Below are 26,159 nucleotides of genomic sequence, written 5' to 3' on the forward strand. Positions count from 1 at the left end.
CATCGCGCGTGCGGAGGAGGTTGCGGCGGCCAAAGACAAAGCCCGGCTACCTTCAGCGCCCGCCTCGGTCAGTTGGCCGGCATCAGCGTAGGACAGGGCAAGCCAGGCTCGTGCCAGCGCCTCGTCCTGTCGGTAGTCGACGGGCCAGCCGTCCAAGCCTGGCGAATCAGACACAAGGCACGGTCACGGTCTGCGAGTGCCACGATGGTCTCGGCGGTCCTGGCGAGTGCCGCAGCCTTGGTGCCGTCGAGGCGGTCAGCGGCCTGCTGCGCTTGGCGCATAAACACGTAGGCGGTCATCCTTTTGTCACCCGCACTGTGTGCCAGCCCGAGTGCCTGGTCAAGCCAGTGCGCCGCGGCGGTGGCATCCCCCAGATTGTCAGCTGCCCAGGACGCGAATTCCGCCCATCGCGCCTCCACCGCCAGCAACCGCGGCTTCAGGTCGTCCATGGCCTCATGCCGATAGCGGCGGATAACGGCCAGCTCACGGCAAACCGCATCGTAGACTTGCCGGGAACCGAAAATGTTGTGGGAGGCGGCAAGAAGCCGCAGCATCTCACTCCAATGCAAGGCCAACGCGGGATCAACACCTACCGAAGCCTGCCCCAGCCCTGGCCAACTGCAGCGCGTTGATTCGTCGGTCACTTCGGCTGTCTCCACCGCGCCGCCCAACGTTGTCGGCGCCCCTCCAATCTGAACACCAGGGAGCGGAACCCGACCCGCCACAGCCAGGACGCCATGCACGGCGGGCTCCGAATCGCCTTCGGCCTCACCCCACCGCGCACGTTGCCTAGCCTCGATTTTCTCTTGATCATGACGCTGCTTGAGGCTCCGGTAGTCGTCGTACGCGGCAAGCAGCTCCCCACCTGCGCTCAGAAGCGTCTCGCAGCGCTGCCAGAAGATCCGATCAGCAACCTGCTGGCCCCGCTCAACTCCCGCGATGGTGCTCCGAGTGCTATACACCCGCTCGGCTACATCGGCCTGCGTCAAGTCACGAATTTTCCGCCAGTGCGCGAGCTTCGCACCAAGTGCCCTCTTGACAACTTGAACTTGCTGCGGATCGATCACGAAGCCCCGACCTTCCACAACCCCACCAACGGGCCGATAGCCAATCGACGCAGAGCGAAGCCACCGTAAACGACTCCAGCGCAACCGCGCGAGACCTACCACACCGCAAGCGACCGCAGTCCCAACATTCGGGCATCTCTGCTCGCGTCGCGCAGCAACGGCGAAACGTCTTCGGATCCGACCAAACGCCGCCGGACCAGTCAGGACGTGAGGGATGTCCGTCGCACGAGCACCCACCGAGCACCCTACCATCCACATGGGATGAAACACGAAGGCGCCTGACCCGCGTTTCCGCAGGTCAGGCGCCTAGCGATCTTGCGCGCCCGAAGGGATTCGAACCCCTAACCTTCTGATCCGTAGTCCGAAGTGGATTGCCAGTCCCCTCCACTATGCACTCTACAGAAAATCCGTCCGACCGCAACCCCTTCAGTCCCGACGAGTCCCGCCCCGTCCGCGCAGGTCCGGGGCCTGCATCCCGAGACATCCAAGGCAATAGATAGGCCGTACCACGTCATATGAGGCCGGCAATCCGGCTGCGTCCCGGTGTGTATTAATCAGTTCCCCGACGTCCGAGCACCCCCGGAGCACCCCACGAGCGCCCATCGGCCCCCTTCCTTACCGCCCAATCGCGAGGCTGACCTGGGACAGGAGACCTTGACCTCGCGCTGGTGGCGGGGACCTCGACCTTCTGTTGGTCCCAGTTACTGGGACGCCGAGTATGCACACGGCCGGCACCGCGTCCCTCACCTTTCCTCCAGCGGCACCCACTTCGACGACCGTGGTGGGTGCCATCGTGGTCAAAACGAGCATGGACTTGCCTTGAGGGAAACAACTCTGATATTTAGGAGCCAGCTACGCGGCTGGGGTCGAACCCTGGCAGGCAGCCTCGAATCTTTGGGCAACGGCGACGTGGATGCACCGCGGCGTGCAGCCCGACCTGCTCCCTCCCGGTCGCCGGGCACACGCCAGTCGGGTGCCCGCTCGTCACCAAGGACTTCCATATGAAGATGACCTACCACGCCTTCTTGCCCCAGCACACGGCCGGCACCCACCGCGTGTTCGCCGTCGTCGACCACGGTGCCGGCGAGACGGTGGAGGCCCTCGCCACCTTTCCCACCGCAGAGCGGGCCGATACCATCGCGGACCTGCTGAACCTGCTTACCGCAGGGCACCCGCCGGAACTGACGCGCGACCGGTTGCTGGCCGCGCTGGAGGCCGAGCCGGGCCCGGTCCGCGCGTCGGTCACCTCGATGCTGGATGCCATCCGCCCCAGTCGGTACCTCCTAGCCGTCCAACTGCAACGCCGGGCTACAGCCGGGATCGCTAGCTTCCCCGTCAACGGCTGCCCAGCGGGAGGATGTGGTACCTGCACGACCTGCGGCGGCGGTTGCCTCGACTGCCCGGCCTGCGACAGCGGCGAGTGTGAAACCTGTATCGCACCAGTGATCACGCCCCGAACTGCGCGGCTGTTGTACGTCGCAGCGGAACTCCTCAGCGACCAGCTCAGCGGCATTATGGGAGACCTCGACATGTGGGGCTTTCCGCCGTTCGTCAAGCAGCTATCCCCGGTTACGCTCGCCCAATTCCGCACCGCGTTCCTCGCACTGGCCACCGACCTCGCCCACGGAGTCGAACCCCACCCACGGACGAACGCCGAGGAGATCGCCCTACACCTGATGACCGACCGCGCCAACGTCGAACTCGAGACCGGTGTCTTCGACGACGAACTGGAGCGGCTGCCCGAGTCGGCGGCCGACTACGACTGGGAGGGCATCCTGGAGTCCCTCTTCCAGGACAACGACTACGCCGGGCTGTTGGCCTACCGGGGCAAGTTGCCCGCCAAGGAGGTTGTCAGCCTGTTCGAACGGTTCGACAACATGCCCGCGCGTCCGTACGCGACAACCGCCTGACGGCAGTACAGCGGTCACGGACGGAGCGGCGCCTCGCCAGCGCTGCCGCTCCGTCCATGCAGCGCCCTGACCACGACTACGCCAGATCGTCGTCTTTCGATCCAGTGGCGACTACCGCCCCATTGAGTGGGGTGGCGGTGAGGCGCGACACGACGTGGGTCGGGAGCACCCGATTTTTGCCGAGTACGTTGCGAATGAGCCGCTGAAGGTCATCGGCGCGCTGGCCGGGTGCCTGGCTGATCAGCTCCTCCCAGGCAGCGGCGGCATCGGCGGCGATAGCCAGTAGCTGTGCGGGCTCCGCGAGGTGCACGTGGTGCTCGGCCCCGTCCACGGCTTCTGGAGCGACAGCACCACGCGGAGACACGATGATCGAGGCGCTGCCGTCCGGGGGCGCGGCGGCGCCGCGGTCCGCAGCGAGTTGCCGGAGTTGCGTGTTGGCCTGCCGTACGTCGCGGAGCGCGACGGGTTTCGTGGGGTCCTGGCCGCTCTTGGCCTCGATGGCCAACCAGACGCGCTCGCCCCAGCACCACGCGGAGTCGCAGCGGCCACTGCCCTGCGGCTTGTAGGCTTCTGCGCCGAGCAGTACGCCGAGGTTGGACAGAGCGGGCTCGAACTTCGCAGCCTCGGTCGCGGCCAGACCGTCGTTGATCGAGGTCAGCAGCGCTTCGTGGCTGGCGCGCTTCACGCCCTTGGTCAGCAGGTCGGCGACCTTCTGTACGGCTGGTGTGTCGTCGGCGCCGGTCTGGACGACCTGGTTGTCCGCCGGCTCGACTTCACGCAGCCACGTGGTGCCGCGCGAGGCGTTGGTGGCTCGGACGACGAGCGCCTCGGCTGCGGCACGTGCCGTCGGGTTGCCTTCGTCGGCGGCGGCGTGGAACCACACGGCCGCGAGATACAGCCAGAGCGCCCGGTAGTGCCGCACTTCATTGCTACCGCTGAGTGCGTTGGCGGCCTTCTCGGCGTAACCCGCCGCGTCCGACCACGAGCCGCGCCACGCTAGCCGGCACGCCTCAATTTCGTACGAGACCGACTTGCCGAGGTACTCGGTACCGGCCAACGGTGAGGTGCTTGCGGTTCGCCGTAGCTTTGCGATCTCGGGCTCGGCGTTGTCGCGCCATTCGTCGCCCTGCGCGAGGAAGGTCTTCACGTTCGCGACGACTTCCGCCGCCGGGGCACGGGAGTTGTCCCGGCCGAATGCGACCTCGGCCTGCAGGTCGGCAGTGAGCGCGTTGCGTACACCGGTCTCCGACAGGTATCGGGTCAAGGTGTCGCCGAGGATCACCACCACGGCGTGGTCGGCCGGCCCCCGGGTGCAACGGCCCGCGCCCTGGACGACTCGGGTTCGAATCCGCTCCTCCAAGGTGATCCGTGCCCTGAGTTGATCGGCGAGGTACCGCTCCTGAAGGTGCGCGGCGTCTGGCTTGCCATCGAGGATCACCAGCCGACAGGTCGCGCCCGGCAGGTCCATGCCGTCGTAGCGGGCTAGGGCGAGCATCGCGTGCCTGGCCGTGGTGAACGGCTCAAGGCTGGTTGCCACAGCGTCCTTGTCCATCACCGGCCACCCAGCCGGGCTGAGTGCGTTGGCGGTTTCGACGGCCGTCTCCACGGTCGGCGCGAGGACCAGCGCCTTGCCTGCCTCTTGAACCAGGGCGCGGGTGAGGTCTTCGCCGTCGTCGGTGCCGTCGCTGGCGAGGCCGGCGAAGATGAAGAACCGGCGGCCGTTACGAGGGGTACCGGCCTCGGGTGGCAACTCCAGTCGAGTGATCGACGCCCGCCCGAAGGCTCGCTCCAACTCACCACCCCGGCCGAGAGTGGCCGACAGGTACACCCGTTGCCGGGCGGCAGTGAATGGATCGTTCTCGAACGTCGGCGGCACGAACGGCCGGACCAGCACACGGCCCCACGACACATACACGAGACAGGACGCCAGACCCGCCCGAGCCATGGTGAAGCGCCACCCCAGGTTGCCCTTCGTCGCAGACAGCGCCTTGTCCAACTCGGCGACCAACCCACGCCGCACCGGCACCACCAGCCGCACGTCGGGCCGGGTAAGCGGGTCAGGATTATCTTCGTTCAGCCGCTGGTAAAACATGCCGTCGAGCGCCGGCCGCATGGCGTCGACCACGGCGGCATACACCTCTGGGTCGTCGAACCGGGAGATGTCCACGCTCCACGCCTCGGCCACGAACTGCTCCGCAGCGTGCGCATCGTCGAAGAACAAGCTGCCCGGCCGTCCGAGTTTCGGCGATGCGTTGAACACGGAGCTGTAGTTGGTGATGGCGATAGCCTCAGCTCCGTCGTAGCGAGTCACCTCAGCCAGCGGCCACGAAGCGTGGCTGCCGACGAGCGTGACGGCCGGGATGCCCTCCCGACGCGCGACCCGGGCCGCCTGGTGTGCCAGTTGCACTGTTGGGCACGCGTAAACAACCTGCTCGACCAGCTTGCGCCGCCGCCAATCGGCGAGGAGTAGACCGGGCACGGTCTTACCCGTTCCAGTGGGCAGCTCAATCGCCAGATCCGGCGTGCTCACGTGCGCATCGACGTACTCGCTCAACACGCCAGTCTGGTGGCCCCACAGGTTCGGGACCGCATCTCCCATCCGGGGAAGATCCGCGAACAGCTCCAGTGGTGAGGCTGGTACCTCGCCGGCGTCATGTGCCTTCTTGAACGCCACGAGGGCCCACCCCAAACATGATCACTAAATGGATTCACCCGAACTCGAAAAGTGAGGAGCCGACCGTATCAGCCATCCCCCGACCTCCGGCAACCCCGGTTACCCCCACCCGCCGACCAAACCCCGAGGCTGGTGACACCGCCGCTGACTCGATCGCTGGGCGACCACCGTCCACTTGAGTTCGTGCGCCAACTCGGCTCGCCGACACCTCAACGGCGACTCCCCCAAGGCCCGAGTCCGCGCCGGGCTCTCCATCGCGGGTGTGGTTCACCTGCCGCCTGTTGCGGGCGAGCGATCCGCCCACAAAGAAGGCCGATCCACTCGGCAGGGTGCTGCGGCTCACGGATCGCCTGGGACCGATGATGGTCCGGATGCACGAGTTGAACCATCTGGGCGAGCGTCCCTTCGAGGACCTGTGCCGGGCGCTGGCCGCCCGAGTCCTTGGAGTCGGTATCCAGTCGTTCGGCGACGGTCCCGATGGAGGGCGGGAGGCAACCTTCGAGGGACCACTCGACTACGTCGGGGCGGACGGTCCGTGGAACGGCTACGCAGTGTTGCAGGCGAAGTATCGCCGTGTCGGGCTCGGCAGCAAGGACGCCGATTGGCTCTGCCAGCAGGTCACACGTGAGTGCGATGCGTGGCTCGACCCCAGCCTCCGACGGGTGACCGGGGGTCGGCGGCCCGAATATCTGATCTTCGCCACGAACGTACGGCTGTCCGGCGTGCCTTCCACCGGTGGCATCGACCGCGTGATCACGCTGCTGCGCGGTTACGCCGATCGGCTCGGCCTCAAGGACTTCGCCCTGTGGGATGCCAACACGCTGTCGACGTACCTAGATCTTCACCCCGGGGTACGGCAGAGCTTCTCCCACCTCATCTCGGCGGCAGACGTGCTCGCGAAGACCTTCACCACGTTGGGCCGCATCGACGACGCCCTTCAACCACCCACCATCCAGGTCGGTCAAGGATCGCCGAGCAACGAGCGGGCATTCCAAGCAGCCCACCGGGCAGCCGGCGGCGAGCAGATTCTCGGGAAACCCACCAGCGAGGTCTACGACCACGGTCCCGGCTGGGTGCAGCACTTCCACGGCGGGCCCGGCCAGCCTGAGGCCGTAATCTGCGCACGGGACGGGCACGACCCGGTTGCCATGCACGCCGTCATCTGGGACGCGCTGAAGGTGACCAGTCCGGGGCAGCTCGCCGACGTTGGCTACCCGGTCCGGTCCGCGTCGCCCCCGCTCATCGACAGCACCTCTGAGGTAGTCAAGCTGGATGGGGGCCTGTGGGAGCCCGGCGAACTCGTGCGCCGGGCTGATAGGTCTTGGCACTGGCAACCGCGGCTGCGCTTCAGCTTCGAGACGCGCGAGCGGGACAAGTGGACCTCTACTGGCGACCGCATGGACCTGCGGCTGCGGTGCGCGGCACGACTGCTCTGGCAGCACAGCGAGCGGGCCATCGACGGGGCAGGCCGTAAGCGTCTGCGTGCGGCGTTGGCCGCGGGCCCGTTGCCCGAGCTCGTGACGGCTTTGGCCCGGCGCATGGGCCTGGCCGTTGACGTTGCGAGTTGGGAGCGGACTCCTGCCGACGAGGGCTACAACGACCAGCGCTTCGCCAGCTACCGCCTCCTCATTAGCGGCGAGTCCGGACGCACTGCCCTGGGGCTGTGGGCGCGGTTCCAACTACCCGACGGTCTGCAGCCGACCATCGTGGCCCTCGTTGACCTGCGGATCGACGCCACCGCATTGCCCGGACCGGGCGGGACACCACGCGAGACAGTCCTCCGCCTGGATCTCGACGATCTACGCGAGTTCTTCACGGCGGCTTGGACCACGGCACACCATGATCTTCCGCTGGCCGTGACCCTGAACCCGCAGGACCAGGCTCCCGCCGGACCGACCATCACGGAACTGCATCTGCATGCCGAGCATGCCAACACACCGGCCGGCGGCCACGCCCGTGACCTGCAGGAACTGATCGACCTGAGCATGCTCGGCGAGCCCACCCGAGACTCGCTTCCCCAAATGTCGATCGCCGTCACCTCTGCCCCGGAGCCGCCGGGGCCCCTTGACGACCTCATCGGCGACGCGCTGCGGCACATGGCCGAGGGCTTCGGCTTCCTCGAACCCGAGGATGACGCCTGAACTGCCGAGACCTTGATGACCGCGCAAGGCTGTGTAGGGCAGAGATAGCTGGCAGGCTATCCGCATGCCGGCACGCGATGTGATCTTATGGGCACTCGACGAGGTCATGACCGACGAGGATCAGCGGCGCGTCTCGACCCGGGTCACGGACGTGTTCTACCGGGACAGCCGGCCAAAGCCCGATTCTCTCATGCTCGGCATCGGCGCCGTCGGTGACGACACCGGTGATCCTGGCGCGGTGGTGTTGGTCGGCGTTGCCCGTCGCTCGCAACAGGTTGCGACCGGTAAGGACCGTACCTCGGTCACGCCGGTGTTCCGTCTTCCCATGCCGGTGCCGGTCAAGCGCCTGCAGGCGGCGCTACCGCAGGACGTGGAGCGACGCCTCGATCTGATGAGCCGGATGCCATATCCCCTTGCGCCGACACGGCTGCCCCCGCAGGGCGGTGCCGCGGTGGTCGCCGCGCTGCAGCGGCTCTCGCCCGCTGTCGGGCAGTGGATCGCCGCGCTGCGTGAGGCCGACGAGCCGCTGGTCGGGCCGCACGCCGCTCGGTTGCGTGAGGAGCGTGACGCCGTCTCATTGGCGATCGACATCTCCGGCGTGTCGGCACCCGACGACCTGTTGTACACCCTGGGCGACGGGCTCAACCCCGGGGAGCCGTTCGGCGCCACGGTCAATCCGCTGTACCTCATGGACAACCCGCTGTTCGTGGCGGACAACGAGGACGACCTGCTTGCCGAGGACCTACGCCGCTTCGACCCTCACGGTCAACTGCAGATGCAAAGCTCTAGCATCGCCCGCTTTACCGACGACAATTTCACGCTCACCATCACCAACGTCAACCGCAAGCCACTGGAGAAAGCCCTGGGCGTCGACCTCATTTACTACGACGAAATCGAACAGATCTTCACGCTCGTGCAATACAAGCGCATGACCCAGCGCGTTGTCGGCCGGAACAGTGACATGGAGCGGTGGGCGTACACGGGCCAGGCGGACCTTGAGGAACAACTGCAGCGGATGGACATCGGGTTGAACGAGCCGGTCAATTCGCGTGACTGGCGCATGGTGCCCAGCCCGTTCTGGTTCAAGTTCGTCCGTGACCAGGACTTCACCCCCGGCGACCCCTTCGTCCTCAAGGGCATGTACGTACCGGCCGACTACCTTCAACGTGCGATCGCCGACGGAAGCCTGCGCACCGGCCCCCGCACCGGATTTGAGGTCACCTGGGGCAACACCCGAAACCTTCCCCGAGAGGTCTTCGTCGCCCTCGTACGCCGGGGGTTCGCGGGCACCACCAGGGCGGGAACCGGAGCTGTCCGGGAGGTGGCCGCCCAGCGAGCCCAGACGCGGGAAGTCGTTTTCGCCAGGAAGACGCCGCGCCGGGAGTTCGACCGCCCGAACCGCGCCTACCGCGTTTCGGAGGCGATCTTCTGATCCGGCGGGGCGGTCAGCCGGGAGGGATGACATGTATAGCACCTACAAGCTCGACGCCCGCCATCTCCTCCTTGCGGCTACGATTTTGTTTCAGAACCGGAAGCCGAAAAGTCCACCTTCATCAAAGCTGTCGGTGAGTCTTTGTTCGAGGACATGGCCAGCCGGGTCGAAGCCGCGGCGAACGGCTTTGTCAAGTTCATCGGAGTTCAGCGTGACGATGTACTGGAGCCCCTCCTGACGACTCACCTCGGCTGCGAGAGTGAGAGCGCGGGCGAGCTGGCGTTCGTCGACGCCGTCATAGAGGTGACTGTCGTGGACGAAGAAGTCCGGTGCTCGCCCGCTTCTGTGCGCTAGGACGGCGACGGTCAGGTCGAAGCAGAAGATGACCATGTTGCCGATGCCGCCGCTATTGTCGCTCGCGATGTGCGTCTCGATCTTCAGGCTGGTCTCACCTGGACCGATACGGAGGTATGCCTCGCGGCTGGCGCCATAGAGGGCTTGGGCGTACTGGGCGAACAGGACGACCGCATCGTTGACGATGGGCCGCCGCTCTTCGATGTCGGTCTCCATCTCCTGTTGGAGACCGACGCGCTGTTGCTTAATCTCACGACGGTTTGATTCGAGCGCCTGTGCGGCGTCGAAGCGGTGCCGGAGAGCTCCGAGTTGTGCCTGCTCCTGGGCCAGGATCTGTTGAAGGGTGGTCAGCGCGTCGAGTGCGCCACCTTCGTTGAGGGTGCGCAAGGTTGCAGCGAGTCGGTCACCGAGTTGTTCTCGCTCGGCCTCGCGTTCCTGGAGACGTGATCTGATCGCCGAAGCCTCTTCGTCCAGGTACTGGCGCCGGTTGCGGACAACGGATCCGTGGAACGCCCGTACATCGTCGAAACTTCGACGCACCTGGTCGCCGAGCACCACGCCGAGTTCTGCGTAGGCCCTTTCGAGGTAGGCGAGGTCGGGATCTACGGTTTCGTCGACGGCCCGTTCCAGGTCGGCGAGGTTGCGCCGGTCGATGACGTCATCGTTACGGAGCTGGCGGATTCGCTGGTCAGTCTGGTCGGCTTGGGCGCGGAGGTTGTCGTACTCCGGGACCACCCTGAAGTTCTCGATCCGTCGTTGGATCTCCGCGACACGGTGTTCCGCAATGGCGATCTGACCTCGGAGCTCCGCGGTCTGACCGATGATTCGTCCAAGAACCGGATCGGAGGCGGCTTTACGTAGCTGCTTGCTGACGGCTTCGCGGGCCTGTAGCTCGCGGTAGCGATCGGCAAGCCGCCAGTCCAGCCCGAGTAGGTACGCCAGCGACGTGGCCGCTTCAGCGTTCGCCTGGCGGGCGAAGCTGCGGGTGGCCTCGTTGAAGGCGTGCGAACCGACTCTTCGCATGAGAAAGCTAAAGAGGCTACGGCCGGTGATGCCCGGGTGTTCGGCTGGAAGGTTGAAAAGCTCCCGTTCGATCAGTGTCTGCCACTCGGGCAGCGTGACCTGGCCGTCGCCGAGGTCAAGTTGGTCTGAGCCAACTCCTGCAGGCAGAGGCCGTAGGCGGACGGCACCAGCGCTTGCTCCCGTGCGCTCGACGGTGAGCCCTTCGGGCAGGCCGGGCCAGTCCAGGTTCAAGGCGAACGTTGTCTGCCGAAGCTTCGGGTGAGCCGGCAACGAGTTCTTGTCCGCGCTGCTGCCCAGCAGGAAGTGCAGAAGTTCGATCATGCTGGACTTGCCGGCACTGTTCCGGCTGTCGGTCTCGGCCGAAGCACCGGTGGTATCCGCGACCAGGATGTTGAGGCCAGGATGGAATGTCAGGGCCTTGAAGCGTGGATCATCGGCGCTCAAGTGCCGCAGCATCTGCCCTCCTCCTGACCAGGAGTTCGTTGTCCAGCTCGACAACTCCGAGGGCATACAATAGGTCAAGAGCTAGCACAAACCACCAGAAAGGTACCGGGGCGTGGTGATCATGCTTGCGACGCCATTGCCGCAGTCTCGCCCATGCCTGGCTCACCGTGAGCGGCCCGTCCATGATCTCCAGGATCTGAGCGCCCACGGCGATGAGCGAACGCTGTGGCGTGATGCCCTTGGTCGGGATGATCATGTCAGCGCAGGTTCCCGGGCTGGCGGGGTCCAACCCGTTGGCGGCTCCGCGAGGATGTCGCAGGTCTCGAAGAAGTAGGCCAAGACGACGGACAGGGCTCTCGCACTCGCGCGGTCGAGGTGGCGGTTGCCCGCTACGTACTTTTCAAGCTCGTAGATGACGTCGGCGGCTGTCGAGTAGACCGTCGCGATTTCACGGTAGTAGGCGTTGAAGTCGGCTGCCACCTCGTCTCGCTCGGTGACGTCCGTGAGGCCCTGGTAGTACTCCTCGACGAGGTGGGTGTGGAGCATCCCGCGGCGGAGCATCTCTCGATCATCCTCGTCGAGCTGGTTGTAGTCCATTTTCAGCGCAGATACTTCCCGCAGCGACTGCTGTCCGCTGGTTTGTCGCCGGCGTTCGACGAGATGGTCCAGAAGGGGCTTGAGGTCCTCTAAGCCCACGCCGTAGACGACGTCCTCTACCGGGATGGGGGCGCCGAAGACCTCTTCGATCTGATACTTCACCAGCCGAAATAGCTCGCCAAGCAGCTGACGTGGCCCTAGGGTCTCGAACGCCAACGGGGCATGACCGCGCCGCGCTTGCGCCAGCAGTTGGGTGATCTCGGGGTGCAGCCCGCGCCGCGGGTCGTTGTAGACAAAAACGAACGTCTGGAACTCGCCCGCTCGTTTGGCCAGCGCGCCGGTCAGGTCACCGGTGAACTTCTTCTTCACGTCGCGGGCGCTGTCCGCGTCGAAGGTCTCTGGTGCGTAGCAGGCGTACAACCTACCGTCGTGAAGGCGCAGGCCGTCCGACGAGAGATCGCCGATGTTCCCGTGGGTCCTAACCTCGACGAAGTCGGTGTAGCGGGCGGTCATGATGCGGATGAAGAAGTCCTCGAACGCTGATCCGGTCAGGTCCGCCATCCGATCGCGGAACATGGTCTTTACGAACATGCGTTCCGTGAAGCTGAGGACCTCCACGAACACCTCCACACAGACAGCGAGCACCGAACGTATCCGGTCAGTGCGGATGGGTAAATGACCAGAACGGCCATGGCTTCCAAGCGGTCTGTTGCGTTGGGCGAGAGCATGATCGACTTCAGCGGGCACGATGTGGTCTGCTTGGCCGGTGAAGTCGTCGTCTCGCGTCCGGATCCTGGTCCCCGCGGTGTCATCGTCGACCGCATACCTCATGGATCACGGCGGACCGAATGACGATGGCGGCTCCGTCCTCCCACGGCAGGCGGGCGGGTGTGCTACTCGATGGTTCCGCCTCGGTAATCCATCCAGCGGGGTCGGTCCCGTGCTTGGAGGCCGAGTTCGGCCAGGGCGGCGTGGAGCATGGTGTCCCAGTCGCTGTCGACGGCGGCGTCGGGGACGGGTTCCTCGGGGTCGGTCAGGTCTGCGGCGGAGTCGTTGATCACGAGCACGTACCGAGGGCTGGTGAACCTGTCCAGGTCCACGGTGAGGTGCTGCTCCTCAATCATGTACGGCAGTCGCTCCTCGGCCAGATCCCGCTCGCGCCGGTCCCTGACCTCACCGACGAACCGCGCGGTGGCGGCGGTCAGGAAGTCGTGGAGCGGATCCAGCTCGTCGTACCAGTCGGTACGTAGCTGATCGCCCGGGTTGAAGCCCTGGAGGCGCCAGTCGCCAGGCCCACCAAGATCAAGGCCGTAGGCGAGCATCGAACGGAGCATGCGTCAAATCCTTCCCGTACATCCGGCTCACCTCGCCGAATGACACGACTGGACAAACTCGGCCGGGCTGCGGGCACCTACGTCAGCGCGCAAGGTAGACGACCTCCGGAAATGAACGACGGACCGGCCGTGCGACCCGCCAAACGAGACACCTGGCCGCACGGGGGGCGAACCTGGCATTCTGCGGTGTCCTACCTGGTCACGGCTGTGACGGCGACCGTTAGTTGGCCAGCCCCGGTGCGTTGACCGGTAGCAGCGTCCTGATCTGCAGCGGTCCATTGGCCATTGGTGCGAGGGTTAGTTGGCCACATGCGGCGACAGGGCGGGTGGCCTGGATGTGTGTGATGCTCACGATCGCGCGATGGGCCTGACATGTCTGATAGACCGGTGAGGATCTCTCGCGCAGCCTTGCCGGCTGCGGCGAGAGTGCTGTCGTCGTCGTGCAGTGTCTTCCACCTGTGTGTGGATGGTCCAGATCTCGACGGCCCACAGAGCCAATTGCTGTTGGAGGCGGGCTGGTCTAGGCGGTGGACGGCCGCGTGGCGGAGGTGCGGGTCCGATATGGTGTCGCCGGTGAGGAACCTGGGCTCGGTGCCGCTGGTGGGGTGGGAGCCGACCGCGCTGACTACGGCGACCGCAAACGCAACACCGCTTCTGCCCTGGTGTGGATCAAGCTCACCCACGGAGAGCACCTATTCGCTCCACACCGCCGATCAGCGCCTGGCTACCGGCCCGGGAGCGTTCAAGACCGAGGGCTGAGTATCGACCGGGCGTGGTGGCGTGCCCGCAACGACCACGCCGACCGGCATTACCCGAGCCTGGATCGGATCTGCGCCAGGCTGGCTGACAGCATGTCTGGCCAGATCGATCACGCCAGATCCTGACTGGACCCACCACCATCGGGACTCGGTACCCCACCGGCCCGCCTGTGACTGGCAGGAGCGCAAATTCGAACTGCGCGGGTTCCTGTGGCGGGAGGGCCGACGGTTTCAGCCGGTTACTGCCGGAACGAGTCGATCATCGTCAGAGTCTCGGAGGTTCGGATCTTTGGCCGTCCGTATCACTCGGGTGGTTGTGCCCCGAGAAGCAGCGGTTCGAAGATGTCGCGGCCGAGCGTGACGGCCTGGTCCTGGTTGAGGATGGTGGCGGCCAGGCTGGGGTGGGCGCTGATCCACGCGCGGGCGGCGGAGGCGTTGGTGAAGAAGTTGATGGTGGAGCAGCAGGTGTCCACGGATCGGCCGGCGGCGCTGATGGCCGCGTACACGACCACTGCCTCGGTTGGCTGCCAGGTGGCGGCACTGTTGGCGATGGTGACGTGGACCGGTTGCCCGGTGTGCGGATCGGTGGAGGTGATCACCGCGTTGGTGCGCAACATGAACGGCATGCCCAGCGCGTCGATGGCGCACATCGCGTACGTGTCGACGTTTCCGAGTGACACCCGGTGGGGGGTCGGTGTCGGGGAGAACGGGTAGGCCGCGACCAGTCGTCCAGCCTGATTGGCGGCGATCAGGTCGTGGCGGGCGAGTTCCCGCAGTGTCTCCGCGGTCTTCATGCCGGCCGCGTCGGCGACGGGGCGGAGGTCGGCGTAGGTGGGGGCGGTCCCGGTGGCGGCAAAGTGCCGCAGGATCGCCTGGTGTACCTGCCGCAATCCTGGAGGGAGGTGCTGAGCGTGGCGGGGCCGGTCGGTCCGTATGGCGTTGCCCGGTGGAGCGCAGCAGTCGACAAGGTCGAGCCGGGTCGCGGTATTGGTGACGGGTTCGACGGTGATCGCGCGGCGTAGGGCGTCGCGGATCTGTTCGCTGGTGGGGAGGTCCAGTCGGCACGCGGCCGGGCCGTCGCCAGTGCCGCCCATCACGTCCACGCCGTTGATCAGGACCGTCGGGGAGGGGTAGTCCCCGACGTGTTCGGTGACCACCGGAGGTAGTCCGACGTCGGCCAGCGCCGCGTACAGCGCCTGCCGGACCGGGCCGAGGTTCGGACAATCAGGTACGGAACGAAGCTCGACTGTCACTAGACCAGTGTGAACCCTGTATCTGGCTTCAGGGTCAAGGCCCGGGGCGGGGATGCTGGGGGTATGCGGATCGGGCAGGTGGCAGAAGCCACCGGAGTTACTGTCGAGGCGCTGCGCTTCTACGAGCGTCGAGGATTGCTGCCCACGCCGGCGAGGACGTCGGGCGGCTACCGCGATTACCCGCTCGAGGCGGTGGCGGTGGTCCGGTTCATCAGGCATGTCCAGCAACTCGGCTTCAGCCTCGACGACATTGACGGGATGCTGCACTTGGCGGCGGGTGGCCCGGACGACTGCGACGCCGTGCGCGACCTTGCCGAAGCGAAGATCGACCAGATCAGCCAGAAGATCGCCTACCTCACGGCGATGCGCGCCGCCCTCGGGCAGCTCGTCGGCACCTGCCAACGCCCGCGCCCGGACCGACGGTGTCCATTGCTGGCCGAAGTACTCCCGGCATCTGCGAGCTGATCAACCTGGGCTCTTCCTGCGCGCGAGTCCGTAGCTAGGCGGAAGTCATCGTGACCAGGTGCGCCCCGCGCGGGTCGGCAGCTTGCCGAGTCCGGGTATGAACCGGCCGACCCGGGCGGCGTAGCGGTGGTAGCCATCGCCGTGTGTGCGGCGGAGGTAGGGCTCTTCGATCCGGCGGACTTGGAGTTGGACGCCGATAATCGCGGCGGCTAGGCCGGCGAGGGCGATGGGGTTGGGACGGCCAGCGCTGTTCGCAGATGTGCTGCCTGATCCTGGCGACGAACGCGATCGTGTGCTGGTCGACGGAGTACCACGGCCTCGCAATCGGGGCGCTACGCCGGGACGGCCGCCAGGTCGATGACGAGGTGTTGGCGCACATCTGGCCGGCCCACCACGAGACCGTGCATTTCTACGGCACCCATACGGTCGACATCGACGGCGAACTCGCCCAGCTCGACGCCGGCGGCTACCGGCCCCTGCGCCCACGGCCGGACCCGCCGCCGACTGAACCACCGGGTCGGTTCAGGGAGGACTTCGGCGTGCCGGTTGGCGGTTGGCGGTTGGCGGTTGGCGGTTGATCATGAGCCAGTGCCGCTCGGGCGCGGTTGGCAGCCCGTGGGGATTGACGTTCGACCGGTGTGAGCGTCGGATGGGGGGCGTGAGCGAGCAGGCGGTCGCGCTGACGGTGTTCGGCATCGAGGTACCTGATGCTGGGCCGGTGTTCCTGGCCGCTCTGACCGTGCACATCCCGGCGGGTGTGGTGGCTGTGGTCGCGGGCACCGTGGCGGCGCTGGCGCCGAAGCGGCGGGGTCGGCACCCACGGGCGGGTGTCGTGTTCGCCGTCGCGGTCGCCGTCATCGTGGTCACCGCGGCGGTTATGGCGGCTGTTCGCTGGCGGGAGAACTGGCACCTGCTGGCGGTCGCCACGCTCACCGCGGTACTCGTGGCGGTGGGTTGGCGGGCGCGGCGGCGGCGCGGGCGGCGGTGGCGGTTGTGGCACGGCGTGGCGATGAGTGGCGCCTTCATCGCTCTGTTGACTGGCTTCTACATCGACAACGGTCCGCAGCTACCGGTATGGGATCGGCTGCCACCGCTGGCGTTCTGGTTCCTGCCGACCGCCGTCGGCGCGCCCGTGACCTGGTGGGCGCTGGTGCGCAATCGTGCGCTGCCGCGCCGGCGCGCTCACCCTCGACGGCCTCCCGGAGCGCGTGAAGCCCGCCCGGCGCAAACACCAGAAGCGGGCCGCGACGTCGGCCAGGTCAGCTGAGCAGTCGGTGCGCGACTCCGGACTCGATGACGATGACGGCGCCGATCAGCATGAACACTGCAGGCACGATCCAGTGCCCGAAGCGCTGCACGACGGCGATGACCGAGCGGTGGGAGCCGAGCCAGGAACCGGCCAGACACCACACCGCCACGCCGGCGGTGAACACGGCGATGGTGATGAGGCTGTCGGCGGGGCCGATCGTACGGAACAGCGGCGTGTAGACGGAGATGTTGTCGGCGCCGTTGGCGATCGTCACCCCGGCCACCGACAGCAGCCCGGCCGCCGCCGCGGGGGCGGGCGGCTCGTCGTCGCCGCGGGCCCGGATCGCGGTGATCAGCCCTCGGACGCCGAGCGCGAACGGGACCAGCCCGAGTAGCCCTACCCACGCATCCGGCACGATCGTCAGGCCGATCGCGGCCAGCGCGGAGACGGCCACCAGCACGGCGATCCCGGCGTACTGCCCAGCCCAGACCTGCCACTGCCGTGGCTTGCCGGCGGCCCGCGCGGACAGGAACAGCACGGTCAGCACGATGAGGTCGTCAACGTTCGTGCCGGCGAACACCACGGCCGCAGCCGCGAGCGTGCCGAGAAGATCTCCCACGGTTGCGCACTGTACGGTCCTCGCCCCCAACCCCGATCACCCCAGCGGGCATCTGCCGTCGGCCGCGCCGGCCGGCGCATCTCCACGCGCAGACTGCTCGCACACATCCTGATCCGTCGCCCTCGAACTAACCCACCTCGCCGGCCACGGCCGCACCGCCGCAGAACTCCAGGTCAAGTCCCGCCGCCGGCACCTCGCCACCCTCGCCTCTACGTCCACCTCGGCGAGGACACCGCCGCCCGGATCACCACCGAGAACGACGACACGAACCGCCGTCGACGCCGCTGATCCTTACCGTTGTTCTTGGTCCGGAAACTACGGACGGCCCCACCGGCAGGCAGGTTGACTCGACGCGCTCAATCGTCATCGTCATCGTCTTCGACGAGTTCGCCTTCCCAGGCTTCTTTGCCTTCCCAGATGGCGAAGCCGGCGATGATGAAGCCGGCGATGGGGTCGAGCCAGGTCCAGCCGAGCAGGGCGAAGGCGAGCAGGCCGGCGAAGGTGGAGACGGACAGCCAGGCGCAGAGTTTGGTTTCCGCGGCGTCGGCGATGACGAGCCGGGAGCCCATCTGCTGGCCAGCTTTGCGTTTGGCGTGCGCCAGCCACGGCATGATGATGATGGAAGCGCCGGTGAGGACGATACCGACGACGCTGGTGTCGGGGGCTTCGCCGATGATCAGGTCGCGGATGCCTTCGACGGTGACATAGGTTGCGAGGGCGAAGAAGGTCAGGGCGATGAACTTCAACGCCCGGCGTTCCTTGGCCTCGTCGGGCTCACCGCCGCGGATTTCGGCGGTGAGTCGGGTGAGCACGACCGCGGCGGCGGCGACTTCGATGCCGGAGTCGATACCGAAGCCGACCAGGGAGATCGCGGACGCGGCCAGGCCGGAGGCGACGGCGATGACGCCTTCGATGAGGTTGTAGCCGATGGTGAACCGGGCGTAGCGGACGGCGCGGCGGGCGGGACGGCCGGTGACGTCTGGCAGGGCGGTGGCGCTCATCAGCAGGTGCCCTCGCAGCCGGCTGCGGTGCCGTAGGTGGGGCAGAGAGCGACCTGCTGCCCGGTGGCGGCCAGGAGTCCTTCGGCGGCGGTGAGCAGGTCGAGCAGTTCAGGACGGGCCAGGGCGTAGAACATCTGCCGGCCTTCGGGGCGGCCGATGATCAGGCCACAGTCTCGCAGGCAGGCCAGGTGCGCGGAGATGGTCGACTGCGCCAGGCCGAGTTCGCCGGTGAGGTCCACGACCCGGGCCTCCCCGTTGGCGAGGCGGCGCACGATCGCCAACCGGGTCGGGTCGGCCAGTCCTCGGAACAGGGCCGCCGCCGGCATCAACTCTTCGCCGGGCCGGGCCGGCACCGCACTACTTCTCATCGCCATGCGGCGATGATAGCGTCACCTTCCTATCATCGCCAATCGTCGTTGATAGCGACTGGCGACGTTGATTCGAGGGAATGGAGGATGGCCATGACGGAGGTAGACGGCCGGCGCTGGTGGGCCCTGTCCGCGCTCGTGCTCGCCGCACTGACACTCGGTTTCGACATCACGATCATGAACGTGGCGCTACCGACAATCGCCGGCGAGTTGTCCGTCGGTACCGACGGGTTGCAGTGGATGGTGAACGCCTACGTGCTGGTGTTGGCCGGGTTGATGCTCACCTGCGGCGCGTTGGGTGACCGGTACGGGCGTAAGCGGCTGCTGCTGATCGGTCTGCTGCTGTTCGGTGTCGCCTCGGCGGCGGCGACCTGGGCCGACACGGCCGGGCTGGTGATCGCCGCCCGTGCGGTGATGGGTGTGGGTGGGGCGATCATCATGCCGGTCGCGTTCGCGGTCCTGCCGGCACTGTTCCCGCCTGCTGAGCGGCCCAAGGCTGTCGCGGTGGTGGTCGTCGGCACCGGTGTGGGGATCCCGCTGGGGCCGCTGATCGGCGGGTACCTGCTCGAACACTTCTGGTGGGGCTCGATCTTCCTGATCAACGTCCCGATGGTCGTGATCGCGTTGGCCGCCATCGGGCTGCTCCTGCCAGAGTCCCGCGACCCCAAGCCGCCACGTCCGGACCTGCCCGGTAGTGCCTTGTCAATCGGGGGCCTTGGCATGCTGGTCTACGGGTTGATCGAGGCTCCCGGTAGAGGGTGGAGTGACCCTGTCGTGCTCGGTGTGCTCGGCGGCGCGGCCGTGCTGTTGGCGGGGTTCGTCTGGTGGGAACTACGTGCCGCGCAGCCGATGATCGATCTGCGGTTGTTCGCCCGGCCGCAGTTCCTGTGGGGCAGTGTCGCCGGGGTGCTGGTCACGTTCGGGCTGCTCGGCATGCTGTTCGTCGTCCCGCAGTACCTGCAACTCGTGGTCGGCTACGACGCGTTCGGCACCGGTCTGCGGCTGCTGCCGCTGATCGGCGGCCTGGTCGTCGGCGCACCGGTCGGGGAACGCTTCGCCGCTCGGACCGGCTACCGCGGCCCGGTCGCGCTCGGGCTGCTGATCCTCGCCGCCGGCCTCGCCGCCGGTGCCACCACAAACGCCGGCAGCGGGTACGGGTTCGTGGCCGGCTGGCTCGCGGCGGTCGGCCTGGGGATCGGCATGGCCCTGTCCCCGGCGATGGACGCCGTCCTCGGTGCCCTGCCGCCTGAGCGTTCCGGCTCCGGCACCGCGATCACCATGACGCTGCGGCAGGTCGGCGGGGCGCTCGGCGTCGCGCTGCTGGGCAGTCTCCTCGCCCAGGGCTACACCGACCGCCTCGACACCACCGGCCTGCCCGCACCCGCCGCCGACACCGCCCAGGATTCGATCGCCGGGGCGTTGGCCGTTGCCGGCCAACTCGCGAACCCGGCCCTGGCCGACGCCGCGAAGACCGCCTACCTGCACGGCATGACTCTCGTCCTCGTCGCCACCGCCGGCCTCGCCCTGGCCAGCGCCGTCCTCACCGCCCTGCTCCTGCCCGGCCGACCGGCCCAAGCGACCACCAACAACGACGAGGTCTCCCGGCCGGAACAGCTCGCCCCGGACGGCAGCCGGTGACCCACACCGTCACACCGACGACGGCGCGGTGGTCGGGCACGGTGGACATCGCTCCCGGACGGCTCGCGTTCACCGGCGAGATCGGATCCGCCGCGCCGCACCGGCACACCTGTCTCCAACTGCTCATCATCACCACCGGCGAGGTGATCCTCCGTGACGATCAGGGCGAGGAACAGCGCGTACGCGCAGCGATCATCCCTACCCAGACCCGTCACGAGGTCCTCGCCGAACCCGGTACAACCGGCCTACTCGCCCTGCTGGACCCGGCCGGGCCGGCGGGCCGGGCTGCCGCCGCCCGCGTTACGCACGTCGGGACCGACCCGCGACAGGTCCGGACCTGGATCGCGGCCACCAGACCGGCACCCGCGCCGCACCCCGCTCCGTTGCACCCCGGCTTGGCCCGCGCCCTGCGACCCGGCACGCACGCGGGGCGTGCCGGGTTGACGGACGTCGCCGCCCAAGTCGGAATCTCCGCCAGCCGGCTCGGACACCTGTTCGCCGGCCAACTCGGCCTCACCTATCCGTCCTGGCGTCGCTGGACCCGCCTGCTGGACGCCATCCAGGCCGTGCGTGCCGGCGCCACCCTCACCCAGGCCGCCCACGACGCCGGCTTCGCCGACAGCGCCCACCTGTCCCGCACCTTCCGAGCAATGTTCGGCATCACCCCCACCGAAGCGCTCCACGCCGCCGGGTGGCGGCCCTAGCAGCGAATCCGTTCAAGGCACACCGACCCAGGGCCGCGAGCACCAGCGGATTGGCCCATCCCCGGCCGGGTCCCTCGATGATGCCGTAGACGAGGGCGACCAGGCCGGCGGTGGACAGCAGGGCGCCGGACAGGTCGGTACGGGACGATCACGGCGAAGACGAGCGCCGCGAGGGCAGCCCATCGACGCGGGTCGGGCGAGCGCGTCATCACAACCTCCAGGTGAGCGCCAAGCAGCCCTGACTACATCGCTTTGACCGGATGTGATCGGGATCAAGCGATTCAAATTGGGAGGTGCGGTATCATCGCGTTATGGCGATGACGCATGAGATGGACCGGGCGGCGCTGGCGCCGGCGGCGGCGCTGTTCCGGGGGTTGGCTGACCCGACGCGGTTGGCGATCCTGCGCCGGTTGGCGGCAGGCGAGGCCCGGGTGGTGGATCTGGTGCGGGAGTTGGGGTGGGCGCAGTCGACGGTGTCGGCGCATCTGGCCTGCCTGCGTGACTGTGGCCTGGTCGACTACCGGGCGGTGGGTCGGCAGTCGTTCTATTTCCTGAGCCGGATGGAGCTGTTGGACCTGCTCGCCGCCGCTGAGGGTGTGCTGGCGGCTGCCGGTGACCAGGTGGCGTTGTGCCCCGTCTACGGCGAGACCGGTCAGTGACCGGCACGCCGAGTCGGCGGGTGGGGTGGCTTGTCGGGGCGGCCGGCGTCGCGCTGCTGGTGGATGTGGCGTCGAAGTCGGCGGCGGTGGCGTGGCTGCCCGGCAGGTCGGTTGATCTCGTTGGTGGGATGACGCTGCGGCTGACTCGGAATCCGGGTGCGGCCTTCTCGATCGGCACCGACTTCACGGCGGTGTTCACCGTGCTCGCGGTGGCGGTGGTTGCCGGGATCGGCTGGTACGGGCGTCGGGTCACTCACCGGGGTTGGGCGATCGGGTTGGGATTGATCGCTGGAGGCGCGGCCGGAAACCTGGTCGACCGGCTGTTTCGCTCCCCCGGACCTGGACGTGGCCACGTGGTGGATTTCCTGCACCTGACCTGGTGGCCGACGTTCAACTTGGCCGACAGTGCGCTGGTGTGTGGGGTCGCGATCGCGGTCGTGCTGAGTCTGCGCAATGTGCCCGTCGTGGCGGCACCGCCCAGTGGGGTTGAGGCGACCGACGCGGGTATGGGGCAGCGGGGGTAGCCGTGACTGGGCGGATCGAGACCACGGTCACCGGCCGCGGCGCGGCGGCCCGTATCGCGATTGCGGGCGTGGTCGCGGCCCCCGCCGTGGCGGCGCGGCTGGCCGGCGTCGAGTCGGCGCCGGTGGCGGCCATGCTGGTGTTCGGCGTGGCGGTGCTGGCCGCCGTGGCGTTGCTGATGTGGGCCGCCGAGGCGGCCCGGGTCGACATCTCCGGCAGCCTGGCCCTGGCCATCCTCGCTTTGGTGGCGATCCTGCCCGAGTACGCGGTCGACATCTACTTCGCCTACACCGCCGGACACAACCCGCACTACGCCGCCTACGCCACCGCGAACATGACCGGCGCGAACCGGCTGCTGATCGGTGTGGCCTGGCCGCTGCTGGTCGCCTTCGCGATCTACGCGGTCCGGCGCCGCAGGCTGCGCGGTGACCGTAGCGCCGTGGCTCTAGCACCGCACCGACGCACCGAGATCGTCTTCCTGGCCGCGGCGACCGTCTATGCCCTGGTCATCCCGCTGACCGGCCGGCTGGCCTGGTACGACAGTCTGGTGCTGGGCGGGCTGTTCGGCCTCTATTTGTGGCGCATCCGCGGTGGGGAGGAGAGCGAGGAGGAACTGACCGGGGTCGCCGCCACTGTCGCCGCGCAACCCACCCGCCGTCGCCGCGGCCTCGTCGTGGCGCTGTTCGCCGCTGCCGGCATCGTCGTCCTCGCCGCCGCGGAGCCGTTCGGCGACTCCCTCGTACGCGCCGGCGCCGACCTGGGAATCGACGAGTTCCTGCTGGTGCAGTGGCTGGCCCCGATCGCCTCCGAAGCCCCCGAGGTGATCGTCGCGGTCACCTTCGCGCTGCGCGGGCGGGCCGATGACGGCATGGGCGCCCTGCTCGCCGCGAAACTCAACCAGTGGACCCTCCTGATCGCCTGCCTACCGCTGGCCTTCTACCTCGGCGGCGGCGAGTTCGCCGGGCTGCCGCTGGACGCCCGGCAAACCGAGGAACTGGTACTGACCACCGCGCAGACGCTGCTCGGCGTCGCCGTGCTGGCCGACCTGCGTCTGACCGGCGGTGAGGCCGCCCTGCTGTTCGGCCTGTTCGCCGCGCAGTTCGCCCTGCCCGCCGAGAACATCCGCTACATGATCGCCGTGGCCTACACCGTTCTGGCCATCGTGCTGCTCGTCCGGCAGCGCCGGCACCTGCCCGACCTGATCAAAGCCCTTTAACACGGAACGGAGACCGACATCGTGCACAGCCCTCATCGCCGTCGCCAGGCGGCGGCATCTGGACACACCGGTGTGTCGCGGCATCTGGCAGGTGCCCGATGAGCGACGCCTGCGGCTGCGACGACGACAAGCCCACCCCCGCCGACGGCGAAGAAGAGGAACACGAGCCGGAACGGCTCTGGGAGGTCAGCGAGCTGCGTGCCGCCGCCGTCGCCGGTGTGCTGCTGGTGGCCGGCCTGATCGCCGGCTGGCTGGACGCCCCCCGATACGTCGAACTCGGCCTGCAGGCGGTGGCCCTGGCGGTCGGGGCGTGGACGTTCGTGCCCTCCACCCTGCGCCGTCTGCGTCGAGGCAAGATCGGCGTCGGGACGCTGATGACGATCGCTGCCGCCGGCGCCGTCGTCCTCGGCGAGGTCGGCGAGGCCGCCATGCTCGCCTTCCTGTACTCGATCAGCGAAGGTCTGGAGGAGTACTCCCTGGCGAGGACCCGCCGCGGCTTGCGCGCCCTGCTCGCCCTGGTGCCGGCAGAGGCGACCGTTCGCCGCGACGGTGTCGAACGCAGCATCGCCCCCGCGCAACTTCGCGTCGGCGACGTCATGATCGTGCGTCCGGGTGAGCGGATCGCCACCGACGGGATCATCCGCACCGGTCGCACCGCCCTGGACGTCTCGGCCATCACCGGCGAGTCGATGCCGGTCGAGGCGCAGCCCGGCAGCACCGTCTACGCCGGATCCATCAACGGCACCGGTGTGCTCGACGTCGAGGTCACCAGCACCGCCGAGGACAACTCGCTGGCCCGGATCGTGCGCATCGTCGAGGCCGAACAGGCTCGCAAGGGCGCCAGCCAGCGGATCGCCGACCGGATCGCCAAACCCCTCGTACCGGGCATCATGATCGCCGCCGCGCTGATCGCCGCGATCGGCAGCATGTTCGGCGACCCGGGCACATGGATCGAACGCGCGCTGGTGGTGCTGGTCGCGGCCTCCCCATGCGCGCTGGCGATCTCCGTGCCGGTCACCGTGGTCGCCGCGGTCGGCGCCGCCAGCCGCCTCGGCGTACTGGTCAAGGGCGGCGCCGCCCTGGAAGCCCTCGGCACCATCCGCGGCGTCGCGTTGGACAAGACCGGCACCCTGACCCGCAACCAGCCCGTCGTCATCGACGTCGCCACCACCGCCGGCGCCACCCGCGAGCAGGTTCTCTACGTCGCGGCGGCGCTGGAGGCCCGCAGCGAACACCCCCTCGCCCGGGCCATCCTCGCCGCCGTCGACACCCCCCAACCGGCCAGCGATGTCGAAGCCGTCACCGGCGCCGGACTCACCGGCACCGTCGACGGTCGCAGCGTCCGGCTCGGCCGACCCGGCTGGCTGCACCCGGGCGACCTGGCCGACACCGTGCAGCGGATGCAGCACGCCGGCGCCACCGCCGTGCTGGTCGAGGACGACGGCACCGTCATCGGCGCGATCGCCGTACGCGACGAACTACGTCCGGAAGCCGCCGAGGTCGTCGACCGGCTCCGCCGCGACGGCTACCACCTGTCCATGCTCACCGGCGACAACCCCGCCACCGCCACCGCCCTCGCCGCCCAGGCCGGCATCACCGACGTGCACGCCGACCTGCGCCCCGAGGACAAAGCCCGTATCATCGACGCCTTGCGTGCCCGCCGGCGCACGGCGATGGTCGGCGACGGGGTCAACGACGCCCCCGCCCTGGCCACCGCCGACCTCGGCATCGCCATGGGCGCCATGGGCACCGACGTGGCCATCGAGACCGCCGACGTCGCCCTCATGGGCGAGGACCTGCGCCACTTGCCCCAGGCCCTCGGCCACGCCCGCCGCGCCAGAGCGATCATGCTGCAGAACGTCGGGCTCTCCCTGGCGATCATCATCGGGCTGATGCCGCTGGCTCTGCTCGGCGTGCTCGGACTGGCCGCCGTCGTCGCCGTCCACGAGGTCGCCGAGGTGGTCATCATCGCCAACGGGGTCCGCGCCGGCCGTGCCCGCGCCCTGAAACCCCTGCCCACCCCGGCCACCACGCATACCCCGACACCCGCCCCCGTGGGCGTCGGATGAGCGAACCGGACCAGGCGCCGCGCCAGCGGGCGCGGCGCCTGGCCTGGCTCATCATCATCTGGGACGTCATCGAGGGAGCGGTCGCGGTCACCGCCGGGCTGGCCGCCGGCTCGATCGCCCTGCTCAGCTTCGGCATCGACTCCGTCATCGAGGTCTTCGCCGCTGCCGTCATCGTCTGGCAGCTACGCGCCGGCCCGCACGCCCGCCAGCGCCCCGCGCTGCGGCTGATCGCCGTCAGCTTCCTCGCCCTGACCGTCTACGTCACCTACCGGTCCATCTCCGACCTGATCGGTGGGGAACGGCCAGACGCCTCCCCGGTCGGGATTGGACTCAACGTGGTCGCCCTCGCCGTCATGATCCCCGTCGCCGTGGCGCAGCGCCGCGCTGGCAGGCAACTCGGTAACGAGGCGGTGCTCGCCCAGGCCAAGGAGACCTGGGTGTCGAACTACCTGTCCGTCAGCCTACTCGCTGGGCTCGGCCTCAACGCCGCCTTCGGCTGGTGGTGGGCCGACCCCGCCGCCGCCCTCGTCGTCGCCGCCGTCGCCGGCAAGGCCGGCGTCGACGCCTGGCGCGACAGCAACGGATCGGGCCGGTAGCCGAGTCATCCGGGGCCTGTCCTCGCCACGGCACACGAACCGGTGTGGACGTTCGGCCTGGGCCCG

At 68.1% G+C, this 26,159-nt stretch carries 22 protein-coding genes and 1 pseudogene; 13 read left to right on the plus strand and 10 right to left on the minus strand.

What is annotated here, in order from left to right:
- Nucleotides 1-68: 68 nt before the first annotated feature.
- On the minus strand, nt 69-1,067 hold the full coding sequence (locus EF879_RS27845) for a helix-turn-helix transcriptional regulator (RefSeq protein ID WP_233604124.1): 999 nt from the start codon (nt 1,065-1,067) through the stop codon (nt 69-71).
- A 1,001-nt stretch (nt 1,068-2,068) separates the two neighbouring features.
- Between EF879_RS27845 and EF879_RS00125 the strand changes: the two genes are divergently transcribed.
- Nucleotides 2,069-2,977 (plus strand): hypothetical protein, encoded by a 909-nt coding sequence (locus tag EF879_RS00125; protein ID WP_123553499.1) that lies wholly within the window; start codon nt 2,069-2,071, stop codon nt 2,975-2,977.
- Nucleotides 2,978-3,053: 76 nt separating this feature from the next.
- On the opposite strand, the gene EF879_RS00130 is transcribed toward EF879_RS00125, so the two are convergent.
- On the minus strand, nt 3,054-5,651 hold the full coding sequence (locus tag EF879_RS00130) for a DEAD/DEAH box helicase (RefSeq protein ID WP_148086319.1): 2,598 nt from the start codon (nt 5,649-5,651) through the stop codon (nt 3,054-3,056).
- Between the two features lie 329 nt (nt 5,652-5,980).
- On the opposite strand from EF879_RS00130, the gene EF879_RS00135 reads away from it, so the two are divergent.
- Together EF879_RS00135 and EF879_RS00140 are read left to right on the plus strand one after the other, a co-directional pair.
- Nucleotides 5,981-7,792, plus strand: a complete 1,812-nt coding sequence (locus tag EF879_RS00135; protein ID WP_123553503.1) for a hypothetical protein — start codon at nt 5,981-5,983, stop codon at nt 7,790-7,792.
- A 64-nt stretch (nt 7,793-7,856) separates the two neighbouring features.
- Nucleotides 7,857-9,224, plus strand: a complete 1,368-nt coding sequence (locus EF879_RS00140; RefSeq protein WP_148086320.1) for a hypothetical protein — start codon at nt 7,857-7,859, stop codon at nt 9,222-9,224.
- Nucleotides 9,225-9,314: 90 nt separating this feature from the next.
- Here EF879_RS00140 and EF879_RS00145 read toward each other — a convergent pair whose 3' ends face one another.
- The 5 genes from EF879_RS00145 to EF879_RS00165 all read right to left on the minus strand — a co-directional run bounded on the left by EF879_RS00145 (nt 9,315) and on the right by EF879_RS00165 (nt 14,987).
- Complete coding sequence (locus EF879_RS00145; protein WP_123553507.1) at nt 9,315-11,057, minus strand: ABC-three component system protein; 1,743 nt, start codon at nt 11,055-11,057, stop codon at nt 9,315-9,317.
- Nucleotides 11,032-11,301 carry an ABC-three component system middle component 6 gene (locus EF879_RS00150; protein ID WP_123553509.1) on the minus strand — a complete coding sequence of 90 codons (270 nt, stop codon included), beginning with the start codon at nt 11,299-11,301 and terminating at the stop codon, nt 11,032-11,034. The genes EF879_RS00145 and EF879_RS00150 overlap by 26 nt, the downstream gene beginning before the upstream one ends.
- Complete coding sequence (locus EF879_RS00155) at nt 11,298-12,272, minus strand: ABC-three component system protein (RefSeq protein WP_233604125.1); 975 nt, start codon at nt 12,270-12,272, stop codon at nt 11,298-11,300. The genes EF879_RS00150 and EF879_RS00155 overlap by 4 nt, the downstream gene beginning before the upstream one ends.
- Nucleotides 12,273-12,535: 263 nt before the next feature.
- Nucleotides 12,536-12,976, minus strand: a complete 441-nt coding sequence (locus EF879_RS00160) for a hypothetical protein (RefSeq protein WP_123553511.1) — start codon at nt 12,974-12,976, stop codon at nt 12,536-12,538.
- Between the two features lie 1,060 nt (nt 12,977-14,036).
- Nucleotides 14,037-14,987, minus strand: a complete 951-nt coding sequence (locus EF879_RS00165; RefSeq protein WP_148086321.1) for an alkylmercury lyase family protein — start codon at nt 14,985-14,987, stop codon at nt 14,037-14,039.
- A gap of 63 nt (nt 14,988-15,050) precedes the next feature.
- On the opposite strand from EF879_RS00165, the gene EF879_RS00170 reads away from it, so the two are divergent.
- From EF879_RS00170 to EF879_RS00180, 3 genes and pseudogenes are all read left to right on the plus strand, one after another.
- Nucleotides 15,051-15,452, plus strand: coding sequence for a MerR family transcriptional regulator (locus EF879_RS00170; RefSeq protein ID WP_123553514.1), 402 nt, complete (start codon nt 15,051-15,053; stop codon nt 15,450-15,452).
- A gap of 242 nt (nt 15,453-15,694) precedes the next feature.
- Nucleotides 15,695-15,934 (plus strand): annotated as a pseudogene (locus tag EF879_RS00175) (Tn3 family transposase); the annotation flags it as partial.
- Nucleotides 15,935-16,026: 92 nt separating this feature from the next.
- A complete protein-coding gene (locus EF879_RS00180; protein ID WP_148086322.1) occupies nt 16,027-16,719 on the plus strand; it encodes a hypothetical protein in 693 nt (230 codons plus the stop codon).
- Here the strand turns inward: EF879_RS00180 and EF879_RS00185 are convergent.
- The 3 genes from EF879_RS00185 to EF879_RS00200 form a co-directional block, all read right to left on the minus strand.
- On the minus strand, nt 16,712-17,320 hold the full coding sequence (locus tag EF879_RS00185) for a cadmium resistance transporter (protein WP_123553518.1): 609 nt from the start codon (nt 17,318-17,320) through the stop codon (nt 16,712-16,714). The genes EF879_RS00180 and EF879_RS00185 overlap by 8 nt on opposite strands.
- Nucleotides 17,321-17,676: 356 nt before the next feature.
- A complete protein-coding gene (locus EF879_RS00195) occupies nt 17,677-18,321 on the minus strand; it encodes a cation transporter (RefSeq protein ID WP_123553520.1) in 645 nt (214 codons plus the stop codon).
- The gene (locus EF879_RS00200; protein WP_123553522.1) at nt 18,321-18,695 is read right to left on the minus strand and encodes a helix-turn-helix transcriptional regulator; all 375 of its coding nucleotides are present in this window, start codon (nt 18,693-18,695) and stop codon (nt 18,321-18,323) included. Before EF879_RS00200 ends, EF879_RS00195 begins: the two co-directional genes overlap by 1 nt.
- 87 nt (nt 18,696-18,782) lie before the next feature.
- Between EF879_RS00200 and EF879_RS00205 the strand changes: the two genes are divergently transcribed.
- From EF879_RS00205 to EF879_RS00235, 7 genes are all read left to right on the plus strand, one after another.
- Nucleotides 18,783-20,327, plus strand: a complete 1,545-nt coding sequence (locus tag EF879_RS00205; RefSeq protein WP_123553524.1) for a DHA2 family efflux MFS transporter permease subunit — start codon at nt 18,783-18,785, stop codon at nt 20,325-20,327.
- The gene (locus tag EF879_RS00210; RefSeq protein WP_123553526.1) at nt 20,324-21,031 is read left to right on the plus strand and encodes a helix-turn-helix transcriptional regulator; all 708 of its coding nucleotides are present in this window, start codon (nt 20,324-20,326) and stop codon (nt 21,029-21,031) included. Before EF879_RS00205 ends, EF879_RS00210 begins: the two co-directional genes overlap by 4 nt.
- A gap of 311 nt (nt 21,032-21,342) precedes the next feature.
- A complete protein-coding gene (locus EF879_RS00215; RefSeq protein ID WP_123553528.1) occupies nt 21,343-21,690 on the plus strand; it encodes a metalloregulator ArsR/SmtB family transcription factor in 348 nt (115 codons plus the stop codon).
- A 20-nt stretch (nt 21,691-21,710) separates the two neighbouring features.
- Nucleotides 21,711-22,214 (plus strand): signal peptidase II, encoded by a 504-nt coding sequence (locus EF879_RS00220; RefSeq protein WP_199736080.1) that lies wholly within the window; start codon nt 21,711-21,713, stop codon nt 22,212-22,214.
- Nucleotides 22,215-22,216: 2 nt separating this feature from the next.
- Nucleotides 22,217-23,428, plus strand: coding sequence for a sodium:proton exchanger (locus EF879_RS00225; protein ID WP_123553532.1), 1,212 nt, complete (start codon nt 22,217-22,219; stop codon nt 23,426-23,428).
- Between the two features lie 98 nt (nt 23,429-23,526).
- Complete coding sequence (locus EF879_RS00230; protein WP_123553533.1) at nt 23,527-25,497, plus strand: cation-translocating P-type ATPase; 1,971 nt, start codon at nt 23,527-23,529, stop codon at nt 25,495-25,497.
- On the plus strand, nt 25,494-26,093 hold the full coding sequence (locus EF879_RS00235; RefSeq protein WP_123553535.1) for a cation transporter: 600 nt from the start codon (nt 25,494-25,496) through the stop codon (nt 26,091-26,093). Before EF879_RS00230 ends, EF879_RS00235 begins: the two co-directional genes overlap by 4 nt.
- The last annotated feature ends 66 nt before the right edge of the window (nt 26,094-26,159 follow it).

Source organism: Micromonospora sp. HM5-17 (assembly GCF_003762835.1).
In the GTDB taxonomy this organism is placed as follows: Bacteria; Actinomycetota; Actinomycetes; order Mycobacteriales; family Micromonosporaceae; genus Plantactinospora.